Annotated in this window: 15 protein-coding genes and 4 tRNA genes; 8 read left to right on the top strand and 11 right to left on the bottom strand. The window is 57.7% G+C overall.

Annotation, left to right across the window (positions count from 1 at the left end; all coding sequences use genetic code 11):
* Positions 1-33 precede the first annotated feature (33 nt).
* Positions 34-110 (bottom strand) — tRNA-Met (locus ACTRWH_RS15140).
* 101 nt (positions 111-211) lie between these two features.
* Positions 212-1549, bottom strand: a complete 1338-nt coding sequence (locus tag ACTRWH_RS15145) for an acetyl-CoA C-acetyltransferase (protein WP_075196447.1) — start codon at positions 1547-1549, stop codon at positions 212-214.
* 166 nt (positions 1550-1715) lie between these two features.
* On the opposite strand from ACTRWH_RS15145, the gene ACTRWH_RS15150 reads away from it, so the two are divergent.
* Positions 1716-3122 (top strand): 3-oxoacyl-ACP reductase, encoded by a 1407-nt coding sequence (locus tag ACTRWH_RS15150; RefSeq protein WP_462826556.1) that lies wholly within the window; start codon positions 1716-1718, stop codon positions 3120-3122.
* A gap of 11 nt (positions 3123-3133) precedes the next feature.
* On the opposite strand, the gene ACTRWH_RS15155 is transcribed toward ACTRWH_RS15150, so the two are convergent.
* The 5 genes from ACTRWH_RS15155 to ACTRWH_RS15175 form a co-directional block, all read right to left on the bottom strand.
* A tRNA-Val gene (locus tag ACTRWH_RS15155) sits at positions 3134-3209 on the bottom strand.
* A 20-nt stretch (positions 3210-3229) separates the two neighbouring features.
* A tRNA-Asp gene (locus tag ACTRWH_RS15160) sits at positions 3230-3306 on the bottom strand.
* Between the two features lie 69 nt (positions 3307-3375).
* Positions 3376-3451: transfer RNA gene (locus ACTRWH_RS15165), tRNA-Val, on the bottom strand.
* Between the two features lie 506 nt (positions 3452-3957).
* Positions 3958-4836, bottom strand: coding sequence for a DUF2846 domain-containing protein (locus ACTRWH_RS15170; RefSeq protein WP_041332469.1), 879 nt, complete (start codon positions 4834-4836; stop codon positions 3958-3960).
* 157 nt (positions 4837-4993) lie between these two features.
* Positions 4994-5953, bottom strand: coding sequence for a hypothetical protein (locus ACTRWH_RS15175; protein WP_091641020.1), 960 nt, complete (start codon positions 5951-5953; stop codon positions 4994-4996).
* Between the two features lie 179 nt (positions 5954-6132).
* Here ACTRWH_RS15175 and purE point away from each other — a divergent pair, with 179 nt between their 5' ends.
* The 3 genes from purE to sodB all read left to right on the top strand — a co-directional run bounded on the left by purE (position 6133) and on the right by sodB (position 8595).
* Entirely contained in the window at positions 6133-6624 is a 492-nt protein-coding gene (purE, locus tag ACTRWH_RS15180; RefSeq protein ID WP_036210119.1) for a 5-(carboxyamino)imidazole ribonucleotide mutase, read from the top strand.
* 178 nt (positions 6625-6802) lie between these two features.
* Complete coding sequence (locus ACTRWH_RS15185; protein ID WP_379865390.1) at positions 6803-7918, top strand: 5-(carboxyamino)imidazole ribonucleotide synthase; 1116 nt, start codon at positions 6803-6805, stop codon at positions 7916-7918.
* A 98-nt stretch (positions 7919-8016) separates the two neighbouring features.
* A complete protein-coding gene (sodB, locus tag ACTRWH_RS15190) occupies positions 8017-8595 on the top strand; it encodes a superoxide dismutase [Fe] (protein WP_462826557.1) in 579 nt (192 codons plus the stop codon).
* A 104-nt stretch (positions 8596-8699) separates the two neighbouring features.
* On the opposite strand, the gene ltrA is transcribed toward sodB, so the two are convergent.
* A complete protein-coding gene (gene ltrA, locus ACTRWH_RS15195; protein ID WP_213479491.1) occupies positions 8700-10091 on the bottom strand; it encodes a group II intron reverse transcriptase/maturase in 1392 nt (463 codons plus the stop codon).
* Positions 10092-10167: 76 nt separating this feature from the next.
* Between ltrA and ACTRWH_RS15200 the strand changes: the two genes are divergently transcribed.
* The 4 genes from ACTRWH_RS15200 to ACTRWH_RS15215 all read left to right on the top strand — a co-directional run bounded on the left by ACTRWH_RS15200 (position 10168) and on the right by ACTRWH_RS15215 (position 15453).
* On the top strand, positions 10168-10323 hold the full coding sequence (locus ACTRWH_RS15200) for a hypothetical protein (RefSeq protein ID WP_156105454.1): 156 nt from the start codon (positions 10168-10170) through the stop codon (positions 10321-10323).
* A 455-nt stretch (positions 10324-10778) separates the two neighbouring features.
* A complete protein-coding gene (locus tag ACTRWH_RS15205; RefSeq protein ID WP_421921659.1) occupies positions 10779-12839 on the top strand; it encodes a putative bifunctional diguanylate cyclase/phosphodiesterase in 2061 nt (686 codons plus the stop codon).
* 38 nt (positions 12840-12877) lie between these two features.
* Positions 12878-13465 (top strand): LemA family protein, encoded by a 588-nt coding sequence (locus tag ACTRWH_RS15210; protein WP_041332466.1) that lies wholly within the window; start codon positions 12878-12880, stop codon positions 13463-13465.
* Between the two features lie 11 nt (positions 13466-13476).
* Positions 13477-15453, top strand: a complete 1977-nt coding sequence (locus ACTRWH_RS15215) for a M48 family metallopeptidase (protein ID WP_269400030.1) — start codon at positions 13477-13479, stop codon at positions 15451-15453.
* An 18-nt stretch (positions 15454-15471) separates the two neighbouring features.
* Here the strand turns inward: ACTRWH_RS15215 and gspD are convergent, their stop codons facing one another.
* Genes gspD through gspN form a run of 3 tightly spaced genes read right to left on the bottom strand, consistent with a single transcriptional unit; the run spans position 15472 to position 19108 of the window.
* Positions 15472-17424, bottom strand: a complete 1953-nt coding sequence (gene gspD / locus ACTRWH_RS15220) for a type II secretion system secretin GspD (protein ID WP_462826558.1) — start codon at positions 17422-17424, stop codon at positions 15472-15474.
* 32 nt (positions 17425-17456) lie between these two features.
* Positions 17457-18308 carry a type II secretion system protein N gene (locus ACTRWH_RS15225; RefSeq protein WP_036210102.1) on the bottom strand — a complete coding sequence of 284 codons (852 nt, stop codon included), beginning with the start codon at positions 18306-18308 and terminating at the stop codon, positions 17457-17459.
* 5 nt (positions 18309-18313) lie between these two features.
* Positions 18314-19108: a type II secretion system protein N gene (gene gspN / locus ACTRWH_RS15230; RefSeq protein ID WP_075196452.1), complete on the bottom strand. Its 795-nt coding sequence runs from the start codon at positions 19106-19108 to the stop codon at positions 18314-18316.
* Between the last annotated feature and the right edge of the window lie 40 nt (positions 19109-19148).

Consider the following 19148-nt stretch of genomic DNA (forward strand, 5'->3'; position numbering starts at 1 on the left):
TAAGGGCCGGTCAAAGACCGGCCCTTATTGAGATGGTAGCGGGGGCAGGATTCGAACCTACGACCTTCGGGTTATGAGCCCGACGAGCTACCAGACTGCTCCACCCCGCATCAAACTGGTGGTTAACCGGGTAAGGCCCCGATCAACGAGGTGCGCATAGTACGGGGCGTTGATGCGTCTGTCAAAGGGAAAAATGAATTTTTTCGCCAACTTACCGCTCAAGTATGGCCGTCACCCCCTGCCCCCCTGCGGCGCAGATGGAGATCAGGCCACGGCCACTGCCCTTCTCTTCCAGCAGCTTCGCCAGAGTGGCCACAATACGCCCACCGGTCGCCGCGAAGGGATGGCCGGTGGCCAGACTGCTGCCCTTGACGTTCAGTTTGTTTCGATCAATGCTCCCCAGCGGCTTTTCCAGACCCAACCGGTCCTTGCAGAACGCAGGGTCTTCCCAGGCCTTCAGGGTGGAGAGCACCTGGGCGGCGAACGCTTCATGGATTTCGTAGAAGTCGAAATCCTGCAGCGTCAGCCCGGCTTTTTCAAGCATGCGTGGCACGGCGTAAGCAGGTGCCATCAGCAGGCCCTCCTTCTTGTCGACGAAGTCCACTGCAGCCACCTCGGAGAACGTCAGGTACGCCTTGATCTCCATGTTGTTGGCTTTTGCCCACTCTTCACTGGCCAGCAGCACACAGGAGGCACCATCCGTCAGCGCAGTGCTGTTGGCGGCGGTCATGGTGCCGTTCTCACGATCAAATACGGGCTTGAGCGTCGCCAGCTTTTCAAGGGTCGTGTCCGGGCGCAGAATGTTGTCTTTCTCCAGGCCTGCCAGTGGGGTCATCAGATCCTTGAAAAAACCTTCATCATACGCGGATGCCAGTTTCTGATGGCTCTCATAGGCCAGCTTGTCCTGCTCGTCGCGGGGGATGGACCACTCGCGGGCGGTAATCTGACAGTGCCCCCCCATGGACAACCCCGTTCTGGGTTCGCCGTTTTGCGGAATTTCCGGTTTCAGATGGCTCGGACGAAAACGACTGAGCACTTTCAGGCGTTCTCCGGCTGTCTTGGCCCGATTCAGATCCAGAAGAATTTCACGCAGACCCTCGCCTACCCCAATCGGCGCATCCGAGGTGGTATCAGTGCCGCCAGCGATGCCGCACTCGATCTGCCCTAACGCAATCTTGTTGGCCACCAGAATGGCCGCTTCGAGGCCCGTACCGCAGGCCTGCTGGATATCGTAGGCGGGTGTTTCCGGCGCCAGGCCGCTACTCAGCGCGGATTCCCGGGTCAGGTTAAAATCCCTGGAGTGTTTGATAACCGCGCCAGCAACGACCTCTCCAAGGCGCTGCCCCTCCAGCCCGAAGCGATCAACCAGTCCTCGCAGCGCACTGGTCAGCAACTCCTGGTTGCTGACCTTGCTATACGCGGTATTGGAGCGGGCAAAAGGAACCCGGTTGCCACCAATAATGGCAACCCGGCGGATATCGCTTTTAGCGGCCGTGGTCTTCTTTGCCGTCGACGTTTTCTTTTGGGTGCTTTTCGGTGCCTGTGCCATGATGATGTCCTGTTTAAACGAGTGTATCCGTTGCGTTGCAGTCTAGCGCCAACCGGGCCCGGCTCATTGGCATCCCTGACAACCGTAACAGGGCATTGAGTCAATTCAAAAGCGGCCGGATTCTTTAACCTGTACGCCGATATTCGTTTCGCAAAAGGAAAATGCCATGTCTGATCGCTATCTCAAGTTCGTCAATACTCCGTTTGGCAAGACCGCCGCCCAGTCCCTGGGGCTGCCCGCCCCGGTTCCCCTGAAACGCTGGAAGCGCGCGGACCAGCCGTTTATTGAGGGCGACGTGCTGATCGGCGCTGCCAACAGCAGCAAAGCTATCTCGACGATTGGAAAGGTGCTGGGCGCCAGCGCCGCAAAACTCTTTCATGCCAGCGCCATGGATACTCTGAACGATTCTGCCAAAAGCGGCAACAAGGCCGAAGCGTTGCCCCTGAACGCGGACATTGATCGCAAATTCTCCGCCCTGGTGTTTGATGCCACGGGTATGAAAGACACCACCGATCTGAAAGCGGTTTACGATTTCTTTCACCCCACCATCCGCAAGCTGGCGGGCAACGGCAGGGTGCTGGTGATAGGCCAGGACCCGGGCACCTGCCGCCAACCCGCCAAGGCCGCCGCTCACCAGGCTCTGGAAGGCTTCGTGCGCAGTGTCGGCAAGGAAGTCGGCAAGAAAGGGGCTACCGCGAACCTGCTTTGGATGGCCCCCGGGGCCGAACAGCAACTGGAATCCAGCATCCGGTTCTTTTTATCGCCCCGATCGGCCTATGTCTCTGGCCAGGTAACCCGCATCAGTAAGGGAGCGACCGCTCACGCCACCAACCCAGTCGCGCCGCTGGCCGGAAAAGTCGCGCTGGTAACCGGTGCCTCCCGCGGCATTGGCGCCTCTATTGCCGAAACCCTGTCGCGGGACGGCGCCACGGTCATTGGCCTGGATATCCCACCAGCCATGGAAGACCTGCAAAAGGTTATGACCCCCATCAAGGGCAAGGCGATGGCGTGCGACATTACAGACGAAAAGGCGCCAAAGCAGATTGCAGACTTTGTGAAGGAACACTTCGAAGGCATTGACCTGGTTATCCATAACGCCGGCATCACCCGTGACAAAACCCTGGGCAACATGCCCGAGCACTTCTGGGATATGACCATTGCCGTGAACCTGACCGCCGAGGAACTGATCGACGAAGAGCTGATGCACCAGGAGCTGCTGCGTGAAAACGGACGCATTGTCTGCATTTCCTCCATCAGCGGCATTGCTGGCAACTTTGGCCAGACCAATTACTCCACCGCCAAGTGCGGCGTGATCGGCTATGTAGAGGCGATGGCAAAACAGGTGAAAAACGGCGTGACCATCAACGCGATAGCGCCCGGGTTCATCGAAACCCAGATGACAGCCGCTATGCCTATTACCATTCGCGAAGCCGGCCGGCGCATGAACAGCTTGTCTCAGGGCGGTTTGCCAGTCGACGTGGCCGAGGCTATTGCGTGGTACTGCAATCCTGCATCAAACGGCGTGAACGGGAACGTTGTTCGGGTTTGCGGGCAATCGTTGATTGGGAAATAACAAGGGGAAAATGGTGGGTGGTACTGGGATCGAACCAGTGACCCTCGCCTTGTAAGGGCGATGCTCTCCCAGCTGAGCTAACCACCCGGGATCGGGAAACAAAAAAATGGCGGAGCGGACGGGACTCGAACCCGCGACCCCCGGCGTGACAGGCCGGTATTCTAACCAGCTGAACTACCGCTCCGCATCAATCCCGGCCTGATCGGCCTTAGGGACCTGAAACCGGGCGGGGTGGCCCGGTGATGCTGAAAAGTGGTGGGCGGTACTGGGATCGAACCAGTGACCCTCGCCTTGTAAGGGCGATGCTCTCCCAGCTGAGCTAACCGCCCACTTTTACAGCACACTGGCGAGTCAGCGTTGCTGTCTCAACCAAGTGAGACGCGCATTTTAAGCATTTGTCTGGCGGTGTCAAATTTTTTCCGGAGTTTTTCTCAAAAAACCTGCAACTCGTTAAAAAATGTACAATTTTCAATCAAGCCTGTTTATCACTCCCGGTTTTCTTTGCCGCCTTCACAGACTTCAACCGAGTGGCTTTCTGTCCTGCCTTCCTCGCCTTGTGATCAAGTGACAGCTCGTTCACACGCGACTTTCGATCCGCGGGCAATGCCCGCTCCGCCAGCGAGCAATTGAGATGATCAAGACGTTTTCTGAGGCTAGCTATCCGGTGGCCTGCGTTTTCCAGTGCCTCGGGAAGCAATTCTCCGGAAAGCCGGCGAAACGTTAGTTGTAATGAATCTCTCAGCGACATGATCCGGCAACCCTCTGAATACGGACACCTCACAGTCTAGTAACCGAAACCGGAAACAACAATTCGCAGTACACCAGATCGGCGACGTTAGAATATCCACCAACCGCCACCGGATTCTGCCTCTTCCCGACGCTCCCGCTCCTGTTCCAACGCCGCATACTCCCGCTCCAGTTCCCGCAATCGACGATCGCTTTCAAGAGGCACCGTAGGGCCACCGCCAAAGGGCCAGTACCAAGGCGTTTCGTCATACTTCCCCTGCTCTCTCAGGCGCTCGATCTCAGCCGCTCGCTCCTCTTCCAGAAGAACCAGATTGCGCTCGTAGTCTGCGTCCTCATTCACCTCAACAATGGAGGTCGCAGCGTGATTAGGGGCAAGCAAATCACTATTCAGAAAACGCGTGGAGACAATTTCTTTGGCCTGCATGGCGTAATCACGGGTCACGAGCTGCAAGTCGCCAGACCTCAGGGGGTGGTCTTCGGCGAGTTCAGGATGGCTGCTCTCCGGCTCTTGCAACTCATTGTAACGCAGGTAATACACCCTCCCGGGTTCGACCTTGAGCGTGGCGTCTGCAATCAGGCTCAGGCTGAACGAATTGAGCCCCTCAAGCCCCAGCAGTGGCCGGCGGATGGCGATATGCCGCTCGCCAGGGGCAACTTCAAGCCAGGTAAAACTGTCGTTTCGAATATTGAAATAGTGGTGGTCGTCTATGTAAACGCTTGGCGCCTCGATTTCGTCCGCAGCCCACTGGGAATGGGTGCGGTAGAAATAGAGAACCGCATTGCTGCGATCCCACTCATCATTGCCGATATGAACGAAATCGTGCCCGGATACCGGGTGCAAAAACGAGCCAACGCTTTTACCGATGGACTGGTACACCGTGCAGCCGGCACCAGAAACCAACAGCAAAGCCACAAATACGGCCGCCAGTGGCCGGGGAAAACCGGGAAAAAGAAATCGGGTTGTCATTGTTGTGCACTCTTCATCCTTTCGCGAGTTGTCCCGATCATAACAACTGCAATCTCGCGGAACTGAGAGCTACCGCAAGGGATGAATACAAACTGTTACAAAGCACAGCAGGCCCTGCCTGCCCTGCTGTGCCTGCTTACCCGTTCGCAGCCGCCTTCTATTGGCCGGACATCCGCGAGCGCAGATCATTGACCTCTTCCGACAGGCGAACCAGCCTTGAGGTTAATTGCGCCCGCGAAGAGTCAATCGAAGACACGGTTTCCCTCAGCCCCGCCAGATCTTTGCGAACGGCATCCAGCTGGCTGCCGCTGGACAGGTTATTGGTGGCCTTTTCCAACGCCGCAATACGGCTTTCCAGGCCATCAATGGTGAGGTTTTGCTCTCGCTCGAAACGCAACAGCTGGCGCTCCACCAGCTTGTCCACTCCGGCCAGGGATTCATCCAGCTTCGTCAATTGTGAGGCATTCTCCTGGCCAGTTTCGCGAACGGCGGTAAGCTGCCGCTCAAAGTCCGATTGAACCTTGTCCAGCCTGGAGGACACCGTTGCCTCCAGCTCCTTGACCGAGGCAGACAATGCTTCCCGCTGGCTGTTGCCGCTATCCACATCTGACCTCAAAGATTCCAACCTGGCCTGGTGGTCGTCGAGCCGCTTGCGGTTGCGGTCATTAGCAACCCCCCACAGCTTGGCGATCTCGCTGTCAGCCGTATTGAGGCGTTCCTTGTGGGACGCCAGCGTGTCTTCAATGGATTGCCCTTTCTCTTGCAGGTTCTCGCCGGTCTCGGAAAGTTCCCCCTCAAACCGGGCCAGCGCCAGTTTGCTTTGGCGCGCCCAGTAATCCGCTTCTTCCAGCTGACCTTCCAGTGCCTGTATACGCTGCTCTTGCTGATACCAGCCAGCGCCCGCCGCTCCGGCAACAATCAACAGCGCGATCAACAACACTGCACTGCGGCCCGAACCACCACCGCCAGATGTTTTCCGGCGTTTTCCAGCAGGCTTGCCCGGGCCGCCATTACCGGCCGACTCTGGCACGGGTGCTTGGCGTTTTTTGCGCTCTTCCACTTTATTGCCGGGCACGCCGGTACGTACTTCATCATCATCTGGACGGATTGGTTCCATAACAGCTCCGGTATATGGACGGTAACGTTAATAAAGCACGATAATACCCGTACCTTGCGACTCAGCAAAATGACGGCCTGGAGAGCTGACAGTATGCGCTCCTTGGCCATCGACTGTTTGCATGGCCACGGGGCCTTACATACAATGTCCGGCTTTCTCACATATCAGGACTGTTGCATATGCAGCCGCTTGTAGGACTCATCATGGGCTCGAAGTCTGACTGGCCCACCATGGAACACGCCGCCGAGATGCTGGACAAGCTGGGCGTGCCTTACGAGACGAAGGTTGTCTCTGCCCACCGTACGCCGGATTTGCTGTTTGATTATGCCAAGACTGCCTCTGATCGGGGCCTGAAGGTGATCATTGCAGGCGCGGGCGGTGCTGCTCACCTGCCTGGCATGGTCGCGTCACAAACGTCACTGCCGGTCCTTGGTGTTCCCGTCCAGTCCAAAGCACTCAACGGTCTTGATTCGCTGCTGTCCATCGTACAAATGCCCGGCGGCATTGCGGTTGGCACCCTGGCAATTGGTAAAGCCGGTGCCACTAACGCTGGCCTGCTGGCGGCTCAGATTATCGGTACATTCAAGGACGATGTCCGTATAGCGGTCGATGAGTTTCGCGCTACACAGACACAGACAATCCTGGATAATCCTGATCCCAGCGATCAATAATCAGGAATCGGACTTTGGTGTACGAGCGGGTGGGGGATGCTTTCCAAAACACGCTCCTTGCGGCACATCCATGTGGCGCTTGGGCTCCGCCATCCATGGCTCCGCACAGTTTTGGAAAGCATCCCCCACCCACTCCCCGAACTAATGCAGATGCCTAATTAAAGGCAGGAGACAACGAATGAGAATTGGTGTTTTAGGGGCCGGTCAGCTTGGCCGGATGTTGGCTCTGGCTGGCTACCCGTTGGCCAAGACGTTTGTTTTCTATGATATGTCAGGTAATCCCAGTGCCGGGCTGGGTGAAGTGATTATTGATCGAGACGGTCAATACCTGGACGACCTCATTTCCCGGGTAGATCGGGTCACCTATGAGTTCGAACACTTGCCGGTGGACGTAGCAGAGCGAATTGCCAAAGAAAAGCCGGTTCACCCCTGCCCCCGAGCGCTGCAGGTTTGCCAGAATCGAGAAGCTGAAAAGACGCTCTTTGGCGAGCTTGGCATTCCCACACCAGAATGGAGAATTGCAGACACCGCAGAGTCATTGCAGGCCGCTGCCGAAGAACTCGGTTGCCCGGTGGTTGCCAAATCCAACACCGAAGGTTATGACGGCAAGGGACAGGCAGTTCTTCGTTCACCGGAAGACGCAGCAGAGGCCTGGAAATCCATTGGTCATCCGCGTCTGATCGTCGAGAAATTCGTCGAGTTTCGCCGCGAAGTCTCCATTATTGCCGTGCGTGCCGAGGATGGCGAACTGGCCTTCTATCCGATGGCGGAAAACGCTCATCACGAAGGCATCCTGCGTTATTCCATTGCTCCGGCACCAAAGCTGGAAAAACATGTCCAGGAAGACGCAGAACGTTACATCAAGGCGCTGCTGAACGAACTGAATTACGTCGGCGTACTAACGCTTGAACTCTTTGAAACCGCCGAAGGTCTGGTCGCCAACGAAATGGCACCGCGGGTCCACAACTCTGGGCACTGGACCATCGAGGGTGCCATGACCAGCCAGTTCGAGAACCACATCCGCGCCGTGAGCGGCCACCCCTTGGGAAGCACCGACGCTCGCGGTGTCAGCTGCATGATCAACATTATTGCCGAGCATGGCGACATTGAACGAATCCTTGAACTGCCTTACGCTCATGTACACCTCTACAATAAAGGCGAGCGCCCGGGCCGGAAACTTGGCCATGTGACCGTTCTGGCGGACAGCTACGAAGAATTGGTCTGGCGGGTAAAGAACTGCGCCCAGTTTTTACCCGGTTGTCCAGAGTTTAAAAGCACCCTGTCCGAGCAGTAGGCAGGGTGCACACAAGGGGTTGATATAACTCAAAGCGCCCCTATATTTAATAATGGCTTACATACACATAAACAGAGAGAATCAGGGAGAACGACCTCATGGCATTTGAACTTCCCGCACTGCCCTATGAAAAGAACGCACTGGAACCACACATCTCTCAGGAGACTCTTGAGTACCATTACGGCAAGCACCACAACACTTACGTAACCAAGCTCAACGGTCTGGTCGAAGGCACCGACAACGCCAACAAATCGCTCGAAGACATTATCAAGAGCGCCAGCGGCCCACTGTTCAACAACGCTGCCCAGGTCTGGAACCACACCTTTTACTGGCATTGCCTGAGCCCGAACGGTGGTGGTGAGCCTACAGGAGCAGCCAAGGACGCGATCGAAAAAGCCTTTGGTTCTTTCGAAGACTTCAAGAAAGAATTTAACGACAAGGCCGCCAACAACTTCGGTTCAGGCTGGACCTGGCTGGTGAAGAAGGCCGACGGCAGCTTTGCCATTGTTAATACCAGCAATGCCGAAACGCCGCTGACAACCGCCGACAAGCCGGTACTGACGGTCGACGTCTGGGAACACGCGTACTACATCGACTATCGCAATTCCCGTCCGAATTATCTGGAAGCGTTCTGGAAACTGGTTAACTGGGATTTCGTCAACGAAAACCTGGCATAACAGCGCTTCGGATACCTTGCAGGCCACAACCTGATCGAGTAGGAGGGGGAGTCACCTCCCCCGTCCTCTCACACCACCGTACATACGGTTCCGTATACGGCGGTTCATGGCTGACTCTGAAGCCGGGCCATCGTATCCAGCAAGCTTACCAGAGACAGGCGGTCGAATACCCTTTTAGGTAAGGCGGCGTTCATGTGCGAAGCGCCGCTATTCCACCAGGGTCCACGCCCATTCGTTGCACTCTGCCAGGCTCTCGGTTCAGTCAGACCCAGCCGCATCAAGTTGCGAGCCCGCGTGCGGGTCCGCTTCCATTGCTGCCACAGAATCAGACGGAGTCGCCGCCTTATCCAACCATCCAGAGCTTCTACCGAGCGCTTTGTGTCGGTCAGGCGGTAATAATTCGCCCAACCTCGCAGCACCGGGTTCAGCTTCCGAATAGTCGTTGTCAACGACTGCCCCCGTGACCGTCTAAGCAGAGGGCGCAGCTTGGCCAGATAAGCCCTCAGGCTCTTGGGGGCGATCCTCAATCGTACCTGCCTTTTGTGCCAGCTCACGCTGTAACCCAGGAAGCTCCGACGCCAAGGGCGATCCACGGCGCTCTTCGCCGTGTTTATCGTCAGGCGCAGGTGCGTTTCCAGATAGTGGGTGATGCTGGCCATGACCCGGTCACCGGCCCGTTGGCTGCGGACGTAGATGTTGCAGTCGTCGGCATAGCGGCAGAACCGGTGTCCCCGCCGCTCCAGCTCCCGATCCAGTTCGGTCAGGAGCACATTGGAGAGCAAGGGGGACAGGGGGCCGCCTTGCGGTGCCCCTTCCCGTCTCGGGCTGACCAGCCCACCGTCCAGCGTGCCGGCTTGCAGGTAACGACGGATCAGGGTGAGTATCCGGCGGTCGGTGATGCGACGAGCCAGCAGGCTCATCAGCACATCGTGATTGACCCGGTCAAAGAACTGGGCCAGATCCAGATCAACCACCCAGCGGTGGCCGTCGCTGATGTGCCGTTGCATGGCCTTGACCGCCTGGTGGGCACTTCGACCGGGGCGGAACCCATAGCTGTGGTCCGAGAAGTTCGGCTCCAGCATCGGGCTCAGCACTTGATGAAGCGCTTGTTGGATCAGGCGGTCCTGAACCGTCGGGATACCCAGTATCCGCTCCCCGCCTTGCGGCTTGGGGATACTGACCCGGCGTACCGGTTGAGGATGGTAATCTCCGGACAACAACCGCTCGCGCAGCGTTGGCCAGTGCTGTTGCAAGTGGGTTTTCAGGGCTGTCACCGGCATCTGATCGATACCAGCGGCACCCTTGTTAGACACCACCCGCTGATACGCACGCATCAGGTTCTGGCGCTCAAGCACCTGCTCCATCAGCGTGTTCGGCTCCGCGTTCGTCCACGAGTGAGCCTCCGTGTCTGCCTCGACACGGGCTTCAGTCTCTGCCGGATACCGTCCGGCGCCTCTCTGAATGCCCTGACCCATCCGGGTCGCTTCTGTCTTCATAAGCACACTACGAGAACTCGTCGCCTACTAGCGGCCAACCATGTTCGGTCCTTCAGTGCGCGGTGACGCACCTACTATGACCTCAGCTGAGTTCTGGCTCCCCATCCCCACCCCTCACGAGGTGAGTAGCACCATGGCAGAGAACCAGACTTCCCAGGGTAAGACGCGTGACCTTCACACTTATGCCCGCCGCATCTACGTCCACACCTTCCGTGCAAGTATCGGGCTTTGACGATAATGGCCGCCTTACCCGGTGTGACCGCCTCATGCGATTCCTGTTCGTCGGGCCAGTGTTTTGCCTGCGGCTTCCTTCAGATTCCACCTCGCGATGGACACCCTTGCCGTCCGGCTAATGGTTCCCCTTACCGGGCCCATAGGGGACTTGCACCCCCAAGTCATCCGGCCAGCACCACCTGCACCGGAACAGCGCCGTCAAGGCGCTACGCGCCATGCCTGGCGCACCACGCAAAAACGCCCGCACTTCGCGGGCGTTTTCGTATCTGTGATACAAACGATCTTACAAATTGATACACCCGTAGCCTGAATTATCTGGAAGAATTGCCGATACTGGGTACAGTAGGTAAAAACTGAACCATACTTGAAAAAGAATATGTCAGCCGAGAGCCCCTTTGCCCCAGGTGAGCGATACCGGGTCTCATTCAGTTGGAACGAATCAAACAGGCCTCCATGCAAAATTCTTATGAGGTAGAACATCGCCTGGGGTACCGGGTGCTGCGATGGGTACTCGCCGTGGCGTTAATTAGTGGGGTCATCGTCAGCACCGTGCAGGTCATCCTTGATGCCGGACGGGTATCGCAGTCTCTCGATGATCAGGCGCGGCAAACCATGGCACTGGTCAAGGACGCATCAACCCAGGCCGTTTTCAGTATCGATGCTGACCTTGCCCAACAGGTGGTCGACGGCCTCTTTGCTCAGGAAGCCATGCGTGTCGCACGCATTACCCACCCCGACGGCGAACCTCTCGGCAGCCGTAACCGCCCTTTAAAGGAAAGCGCCTCCCGCCGGATTACGGACCCGATTTTTGAATCTGAACGTTACTATCGCAAAGAGCTTTCCCGGGACACTGGCACCGGCAATGTTTACGGTTACCTTGAGCTAAGGTACGACACCGGTCCGGCTGCCCGAACCTGGCTTGAGCGCGCCTCCATCACCTTCGCCTCCGGCATCGCTATTGCCGTCATTCTCGGAATGGTGCTGTTTGTGGTTTTCCATCTACTGCTGACGCGCCCACTGCTACGAATTGTACGCTCTGTTAAACAGGTCAACCCGGATCACCCCGATGACAATCTGATTCACCTGCCTCACGGCCATCAGAAAGATGAATTGGGCCTTTGGGTCAACGCCACCAACAACCTCCTGGTTGCGATTGGCGACAGCCAGACCCGCCACCGGGAAGCAGAAGATCGTGTTACCCGGCTCTCAAGGTACGATCAGCTAACCGGCCTGCCCAGCCGAGACACCTTCATGGAGTTGCTCCAGGCCGATATTGCAGACGCCAGCGAGGACAACTTGGTCCTGTCACTGATCTGTTGTGGCATCGATGACTTCAAGTCCATCAACGAGCAGTGCGGTTTCCGCACCGGCGACATGATCCTGCAAACCGTGGCCGATCGCCTTACGCAGAAGCTCGGCGGTACGCGCTTTACCATCGCCCGACTGGGCAGCGATCAGTTTGTTGTGGTGGAGAAGGGATTGAGAGACGGATTTCAGGCGGCTGACACTGCCGACCGTATACTGGCCACCCTAAGCAGCCCGATGATCTTCGATGACCAGACCATCACCATGACCGCCACCCTCGGCATCGCCCTGTTTCCAGGAGACGCGAGTCAAGCCGACAGGTTGCTGCAAAACGCCGAACAAACCATGGCCCTGGCCAAGGAAGGCGGACACAATTATTTCCAGTTCTACGTTGCCAGCGTTGACCAGGAAATTCGTGAACGCAAACAGCTTGAGAAAGATCTCTCCATCGCGCTCCACAACCAGCAGTTCCACTTGGTTTACCAACCACAGATCAACCTGGAAACCCACCGGATTATCGGGGCGGAAGCGCTGATTCGCTGGGAACATCCAGAGAAGGGCCTTGTGCCACCGGATCACTTCATACCGGTGGCCGAGATGAACGGCAGTATCGTGGAAATCGGCCAGTGGGTTCTGGACCAGGCCTGCTGGCAGGCGGCGCGCTGGGCCAGAGACGGCATGCCCCTGCGCATTGCGATCAACCTTTCAGCGGTACAATTACGTCAGAACCACATCGTGGACGAGATTCTGGATACCCTGAAACGCCACAACATCCCCGCCGGACGTCTTGAACTGGAAGTGACCGAAACCAGTTTCATGACCAATCTGGAAGACGCCGTGAAGAAGCTGAAACGCCTGCATAAAGCGGGCATCAGCATAGCGGTGGATGATTTCGGTACCGGTTACTCTTCCCTGACCTACCTCAAGCGCATGCCGGTCCAGCATCTGAAAATCGACAAGCAGTTCATTCATGACCTGCTTGTCAACGAGGAAGACACCCGCATTGCCAACACCATCATCGACCTTGGCAAGAGTCTGAATCTGACGGTGGTGGCCGAAGGCGTTGAGACCGCTGAACAGGAATACTACCTCGCGCAGCGTGGCTGCAAACTGGCCCAGGGCTACTACTTCAGCAAGCCGCTCAAACCCCACGATTTCGAGGTATTTGTTGCTAGCTTTCACAACAAAATTGTCGAAAATAATGTCTGACCACTGAGTCACCCCACCAGGAACGCAAGGAGCCGCCCATGGGAACCACACTGATCGGCCTGATTGTTATTGCAGTCGTTGTTGTCTACATCGTGTTTATCTACAACCGCCTGGTATCCCTGAGAAACCAGTTCAAAAACGGATTTGCCCAGATTGATGTTCAACTCCAGCGCCGCCACGACCTGATTCCCAACCTGGTGGAATCGGCCAAGGCCTACCTTTCCCACGAGCGCAACACCCTTACCGAAGTGATGGAAGCCCGGAATAATGCGGTCAGCGCTCAGAAGGACGCTGCGGGCGACCCAGCAGATGGAGGCAAAATCCAGCGCCTGGGAAGCGCCGAGAACATGCTCTCTAAAGCGCTCGCCAACTTTTACGCCGTGGCGGAAAACTACCCAGAGCTTAAAGCCAACGAAACCATCCAGCAGTTGATGGAAGAGCTTTCCAGCACAGAGAACCGGGTTTCCTTTGCCCGCCAGGCCTACAACGATGGCGTCATGGGCTACAACATCTTCCGTGAACAGTTCCCCAACAACATCGTGGCCGGACTGTTCGCTTTCAAACCTTCCTCCCAGCTGGAGCTGGAATCTCCTGAGGCCCGTCAGGCGCCGAAAGTCGCCTTCTGAGGCCCGTTGCCATGGCACATCCCGGTTTTTTCCAGCGCCAGGCCAGCGCCCGTCGCAACACGGGCTTGCTGGTGGCTCTGTTTCTAGCCGCGGTCGTGATCATCACGCTCCTGGTTTGCCTGGTGGGTTATCTGGTAACCCGCAGCGAATACACCGGGCTGGCGTTTGCCGACTGGCTACTGAGCCGCCATGGGCTGTATACAGCGATAGCGGTCGTTGCCCTGATCGGTATTGGCTCTCTGATCCGCTGGGCGGACCTGTCGGGCGGTGGCGAGCGTGTTGCAAAAATGGTCGGCGCCCGTGCGATTGACCCCGCCACCAGGGACACCGACGAGCGTAGGCTTCGCAATATCGTGGAAGAAATGTCCATCGCCAGCGGCATCAGTGTGCCCGATCTTTACGTGATGGATCATGAAACCGGCATCAACGCCTTTGTGGCCGGCTATACGCCCGGCGAGGCGGTCATGGTGGTGACCCATGGGGCCCTGACACAACTCACCCGTGATGAGCTCCAGGGCGTCGTTGGTCACGAGTTCAGCCATGTTCTCAACGGCGATATGCGTCTGAACGTCCGTTTGATCGCCATCCTGGCCGGCATCCTGATGATCGGACAGATCGGCGCCTTCCTGCTCAGGGCATCCTTCTACCGCTCCCATGTATCCAGCCACTCATCCCGTGACCGTCGGGGCCAGGCTGTTTTCGGGCTGGTAGGTTTGGCGCTGCTGGTAATCGGCTATGTGGGCGTGTTCTTCGGAAGACTGATTCAGTCCGCGGTATCACGGCAACGGGAAATGCTGGCGGATGCCTCCTCGGTACAATTCACCCGTAACCCCGAAGGCATTGCCGGCGCGCTGTTCAAGATTGGCCTCAAAGGGGGCTATCTGGACACCACCAGCCATGCCAGTGACATGAACCACATGTGTTTTGGCGAAAGCGCACGCATGAAATTTGCAGCATTGCTGGCGTCCCACCCTCCGGTTCAGGAGCGTATCGAAGCCATCCAGCCGGGTATGTTTGCCCGCCTTCGCAGCAGGCTTAGAGACAGCGAACCGGGAAGTGCCCTTCGATCCATGGGCTCGCTCCAAACCTCCGAAACCAGTGCAGATACGGCCCATGGAGCGGTTTCCGGCTTCAGCGCAGCCAGCCCTCGCGCCTCCACATCGCCCCTGAACACCCGGCCATCGGCAGATATCTCAACGACGGTAGGCACCGTCAACAAACGCAGCGAAGACTACGCCGTGGACCTTCTCAACCGACTGCCATCAACATTTCGCAACCTGCTTTACACCCGGGCCGGCGCCATTCAGCTGTGCTATGCGCTACTGATCTACCAGCTTCCTGAGTCATCGCAACAGAAACGACTGGCGCTGGTCACCGCCAACGCCCTCTTTGCGCCCAACGCCGACCTGTTGAACAAACTGCTGCCCGCCCTTACCTCACTGGGCGAGGCAGTACGATTCCCGGCGCTGGAACTGGCCATGCCGGCCCTGAGAAAGCTCGATCCGGATGAGCGCAACCAGTTAATGTCGTGTACGGAGGTGTTGATCAGGGCAGACAACCGACTGAGCCTCTACGAACTGGCCATGCATACCTTTCTTCGCCGCCACCTGGCGGGAGACTCGGCCCGCCCGGTTCCGGTACGCCATCGCAGCTACCGGACAGTAACCGACCAGTTGCAAGTGCTGTTCAGCCTGATGGCCCGGGCGGGTGCTCGTCAGGGCATCGACAGCCAGGGACTGTTCACTGAGGCGATGGCAGGTTTTACCGACGGACCTAAGGAGCCGGAACTTCTGGAGACGGTGTCGATCAAGCATCTGCGGGATGCGCTTTTGGTGCTGAACACCCTGTCGCCGCTGCTAAAACCGGCAATTCTCGACGCTTGCGGCCATTGCGTGCTTGCGGATGGAGAGATCAAGACCACGGAATATGAGTTGATCCGCCTGGTGGCGGATCAACTGGACTGCCCGATGCCGCCACTGGCAGCCTGAGATCAGCCCCTTGGCCGATCAGTCAAGCTGAGGCCGGAACAGCGAGTCTTTCGTTGGCGGTCTTTCCGGGTCTGGCAGGCCCAGCTTCTTGCGCACACCGAGATTGATCTCCCACAGGCTCTGGAACTTCTCATCCGTGGCGGCTACAGCATCGGCCTTGCCAAGCATGATCGTCGGGCGCAGGAATACCAGCAGGTTGCGTTTCACCCGGCGCTCGGATTCGGAGGAAAACAGACGCCCCAACACCGGGATGTCGCCCAGCAGGGGAACCTTACTCTTATTCACCTGCAAATCATCGGTTGTCAAACCACCCAGAACGATGGTTTCGCCATCATCTGCCAGGACCGTGGTCTTGATTTCACGCTTGTTGGTAATGATATCGGAGGCGGACTCCACGCTGTCACCAATATTCTCGGTGGTCTGCTCCACCACCAACCGTACAAGACCATCGGCGCTGATAGTGGGTGTCACCTTCAGGGTGAGACCGATATCGCGACGCTCAATCGTGGTAAATGGGTTGGTTGTACCGTCACCTGTGACAGTGGACTGACCGGTACGGAAAGGTACGTTCTGGCCAACGATGATTTCGGATTCCTGGTTATCCAGGGTAATGATACTGGGAGTAGACAGCAGATTTGCCGCCGCCGAGGTCGACAGAGCCTGCAGCAGCACGCCCCAGGAAACGCCGTTTTCATTCCGCTGGCCTGCGCCAATGGTAATACCGCCGGTGGCCGGTGCAATCACCGAATCAGAAAGGATCGCACCCAATACGTCGCCCAGGCTTCGGCCGACGTTGTTGAAGTTAGTGCCGGCTACTGGCGTAGACTCGCCGGATTCATCCCCCAGCGCCAACTGGACGCCCAGATCCTGCCCCAGTTCATCGCTGATTTCGACGATGGCCGCCTCAATCATTACCTGGGCACGACGAACATCCAGAGCCTTAACGATCATTTCAGCTTCTTGCATCATCGACGGTTCACCGCGTACCACAAGTGCGTTCAGACCCTCGTCAGCGAACACTGAAAAGCTCGTATTACGCCCGCTTCCGGTACTGCCGCCAGCACCACCTGAGCCCCCAGTGGATTCCTTGGCCACCTCACCCATGACACCCTTGAGAATCTCGGTAAGATTCTCCGCGTCCGCGTGGCTCAGGCGAATGACCTTGGTCGTACCGCCGGTGGCTGAGGGCTGGTCCAGCTTCCTGATCAGCTCCCTCATCTTGTCACGGAAGGTTTCATCCCCCCTGAGAATAAGCCGGTTGCTGCGCTCATCGGCCGTTACGCTGTACTTGCGGGCAGCGTTATCGCCACCACCCTGGCCCAATTCCGCCGGAGCCAGTTCCTGCAGCAACTCGACCATATCGCCCACCCAGGCCTCTTCGAGCTGGATCACCTCCACCTCGTATTTGGACGGACTGTCGAGCTCTCTCACGATCTGTTCGATGCGCTGGATATTGGAAGAGTGGTCGCTGACGATCAGGGCGTTGGCGGCCGCCACCCCCGCCAGGTGGCCATACTTGGCCACGAGCGGGCGCAGGATGGGCACCAGTTCGAGGGCATTGGCGTTATCGATCTGGATAACACGGGTAATCAGCTGCTCTGAGGGTACCTCCGTAAACCGCTCCAGCGACTCAGCGGATTGTTTGGCGTCCACCTGCTGAACCACCTTGATCACTTCCTCACCGGGAATGGCGGTGAAGCCATGCACCTGCAACACGGCCAGGAACAGGTCGTAAATCTCGTCCTTGTTCATGGGGGCACTGGACAGGACGGTCACCTTTCCCTTCACCCGTGGATCCACAACAAAGCTGTAGCCGGTGATATCGGCCACCTGGGTCACAAAGGCGCGAATGTCGGCGTCCTTGAGGTTCAGTCGCCAGGTCTCCGTTTCCTGCCCGTAAGCAACAGACATCAGGGGCATCAGCAGGGCCAGAACAAAGGCCCGGAATAATTTGGATCTGTGGTTAAGCATCTGGCGTTATTGTCCTGTATCGTTAAATCCGTTCATCGCCACTGTTCAGGTATGGCATAGCTCACGGTCAGAATGGATCCGTCCCGTTCAATTTCTATTTCCAATTGCGGCTCAGACCGCCAATTCTCAAAAAGCATCATATCCTGCTCAAGATCCCCCAGCCGCTGGCCATTGACGGCAGTGATGACGTCACCGGCCCTGAGGTTGACAGCATTGAGCATGGCATTGGAACCATCGTACACATAACCGGACGTACCTCCCTCCCCGGTCGGGCTCAGCCCGTATGGTGCAAGCGCCGCAACTCCCTGGGAATCAAGCTGTTCCCGTGCTTCACTCAGGAACTGCTCCGGCGAAGACGCCGGTTCCGCCAAATCTTCTTCCACGCCCTCAACCAGGCCAGTGGAAAGCTGTTCTTCAAACGTCAGGGTTTCGTATTGCCCATTCCTGCGAATCAGCACCCGGCCTGGTTCCACTTCCGCCAGTTCGGCGTTACCGGGCAAGACCTCACCCACACGATAGTGCTCAGTTACTCCATTGCTTCCCGCAACTATAGCACCGGAGTCCTCCGGGCGCTCTGCCACCAGCACACCTTCAAGCCTGAGGTTGAGCCTGGTTTCCGGTGCCGACCGGCGTACCACTTCTGCGACACGGGTTTGTTCTTCCGCCCTGCCAAACACCTGATGGGCCGCCAGTGGCTGTAATCGGCCGCCACCTGAAGCGCTCGCGCGGCTGTCAGAGGCGGGTGCCATGGCCACCGGGCGGTCATCCCAGGCGATGAGCCAGGTTGTCTGCGCCAGTACCAGGGCAACATAAACCACGAGGCCCGCCAGTAACAAATTGGCCAGCAACCGGGGCAGTCGCCGGCTACCGATAACAGCCGCCATTGCTGTCACAGAGCACCTCCCGGAATCAAGGGCTGCTTGACCCTGAAGACGACATCACTGGGGTTAGCAGAATCTGGCCAGGGTTGGTCGGCCAGGTCGATCATGCGTTTATAGACTCGCAACTCCATCATACCGTTCCAGCGAATCTCGGCATCCGCCGCGGGGCCATCGCCGCCCTGCTCCGAGATGACCAGCGCAACGCCATCGGCCGTACTGTCCATCGTCGCCAGCATGGGGGGGAAATCTGCCTGGCCAATATTATTCCCCATGGGCCAGGTAACCTGGCCTCCTGCCCAGCGGCCAACGCCGTCGGCCTGGGTCACGCGGTTGTCCTGCCACGACAACACCAATCGATCAATGGTGACGTCACCTTCGATGACGGCTCCACCGCTGCGTCGGATCAGGTCCTCAAATTCAGCGACTGCCAGATGGCCACTGGCGTTGAGGGTGCCTGCCCCCTGCCATCCGAGACTAACATTGCCATCCACGGAAGACTGTGACGACGACACTGAAAAATCGACGGGTAACGATAATCCAGAAACGGACGGCATGCCCAGCCGCCACTCAAGCCTCACAGGATAACCGGCGACCACCACGCCGGCAGCGCCTGACCAGACCCTGCCAGACACCTGACTGACCTGGACTTCCGGCGGAAGCGCAACATAGGCAGACGCCTGATGCCAAAGCCATCCGGCCGGTACGAGAACCACCAGCGCCACCAGATAAACCAGCACACCGGCCAAGGTCAGCAGGAACACTTTGCCGGGTCTGAGAAAGGCTTTTGCTGGGGTTTCGCTCATACAGTGTCACAAAGATAAATGGCCGGTTGCCGAGTCTAGC

This window comes from Marinobacter sp. G5_S1_61_S3, assembly GCF_054968585.1.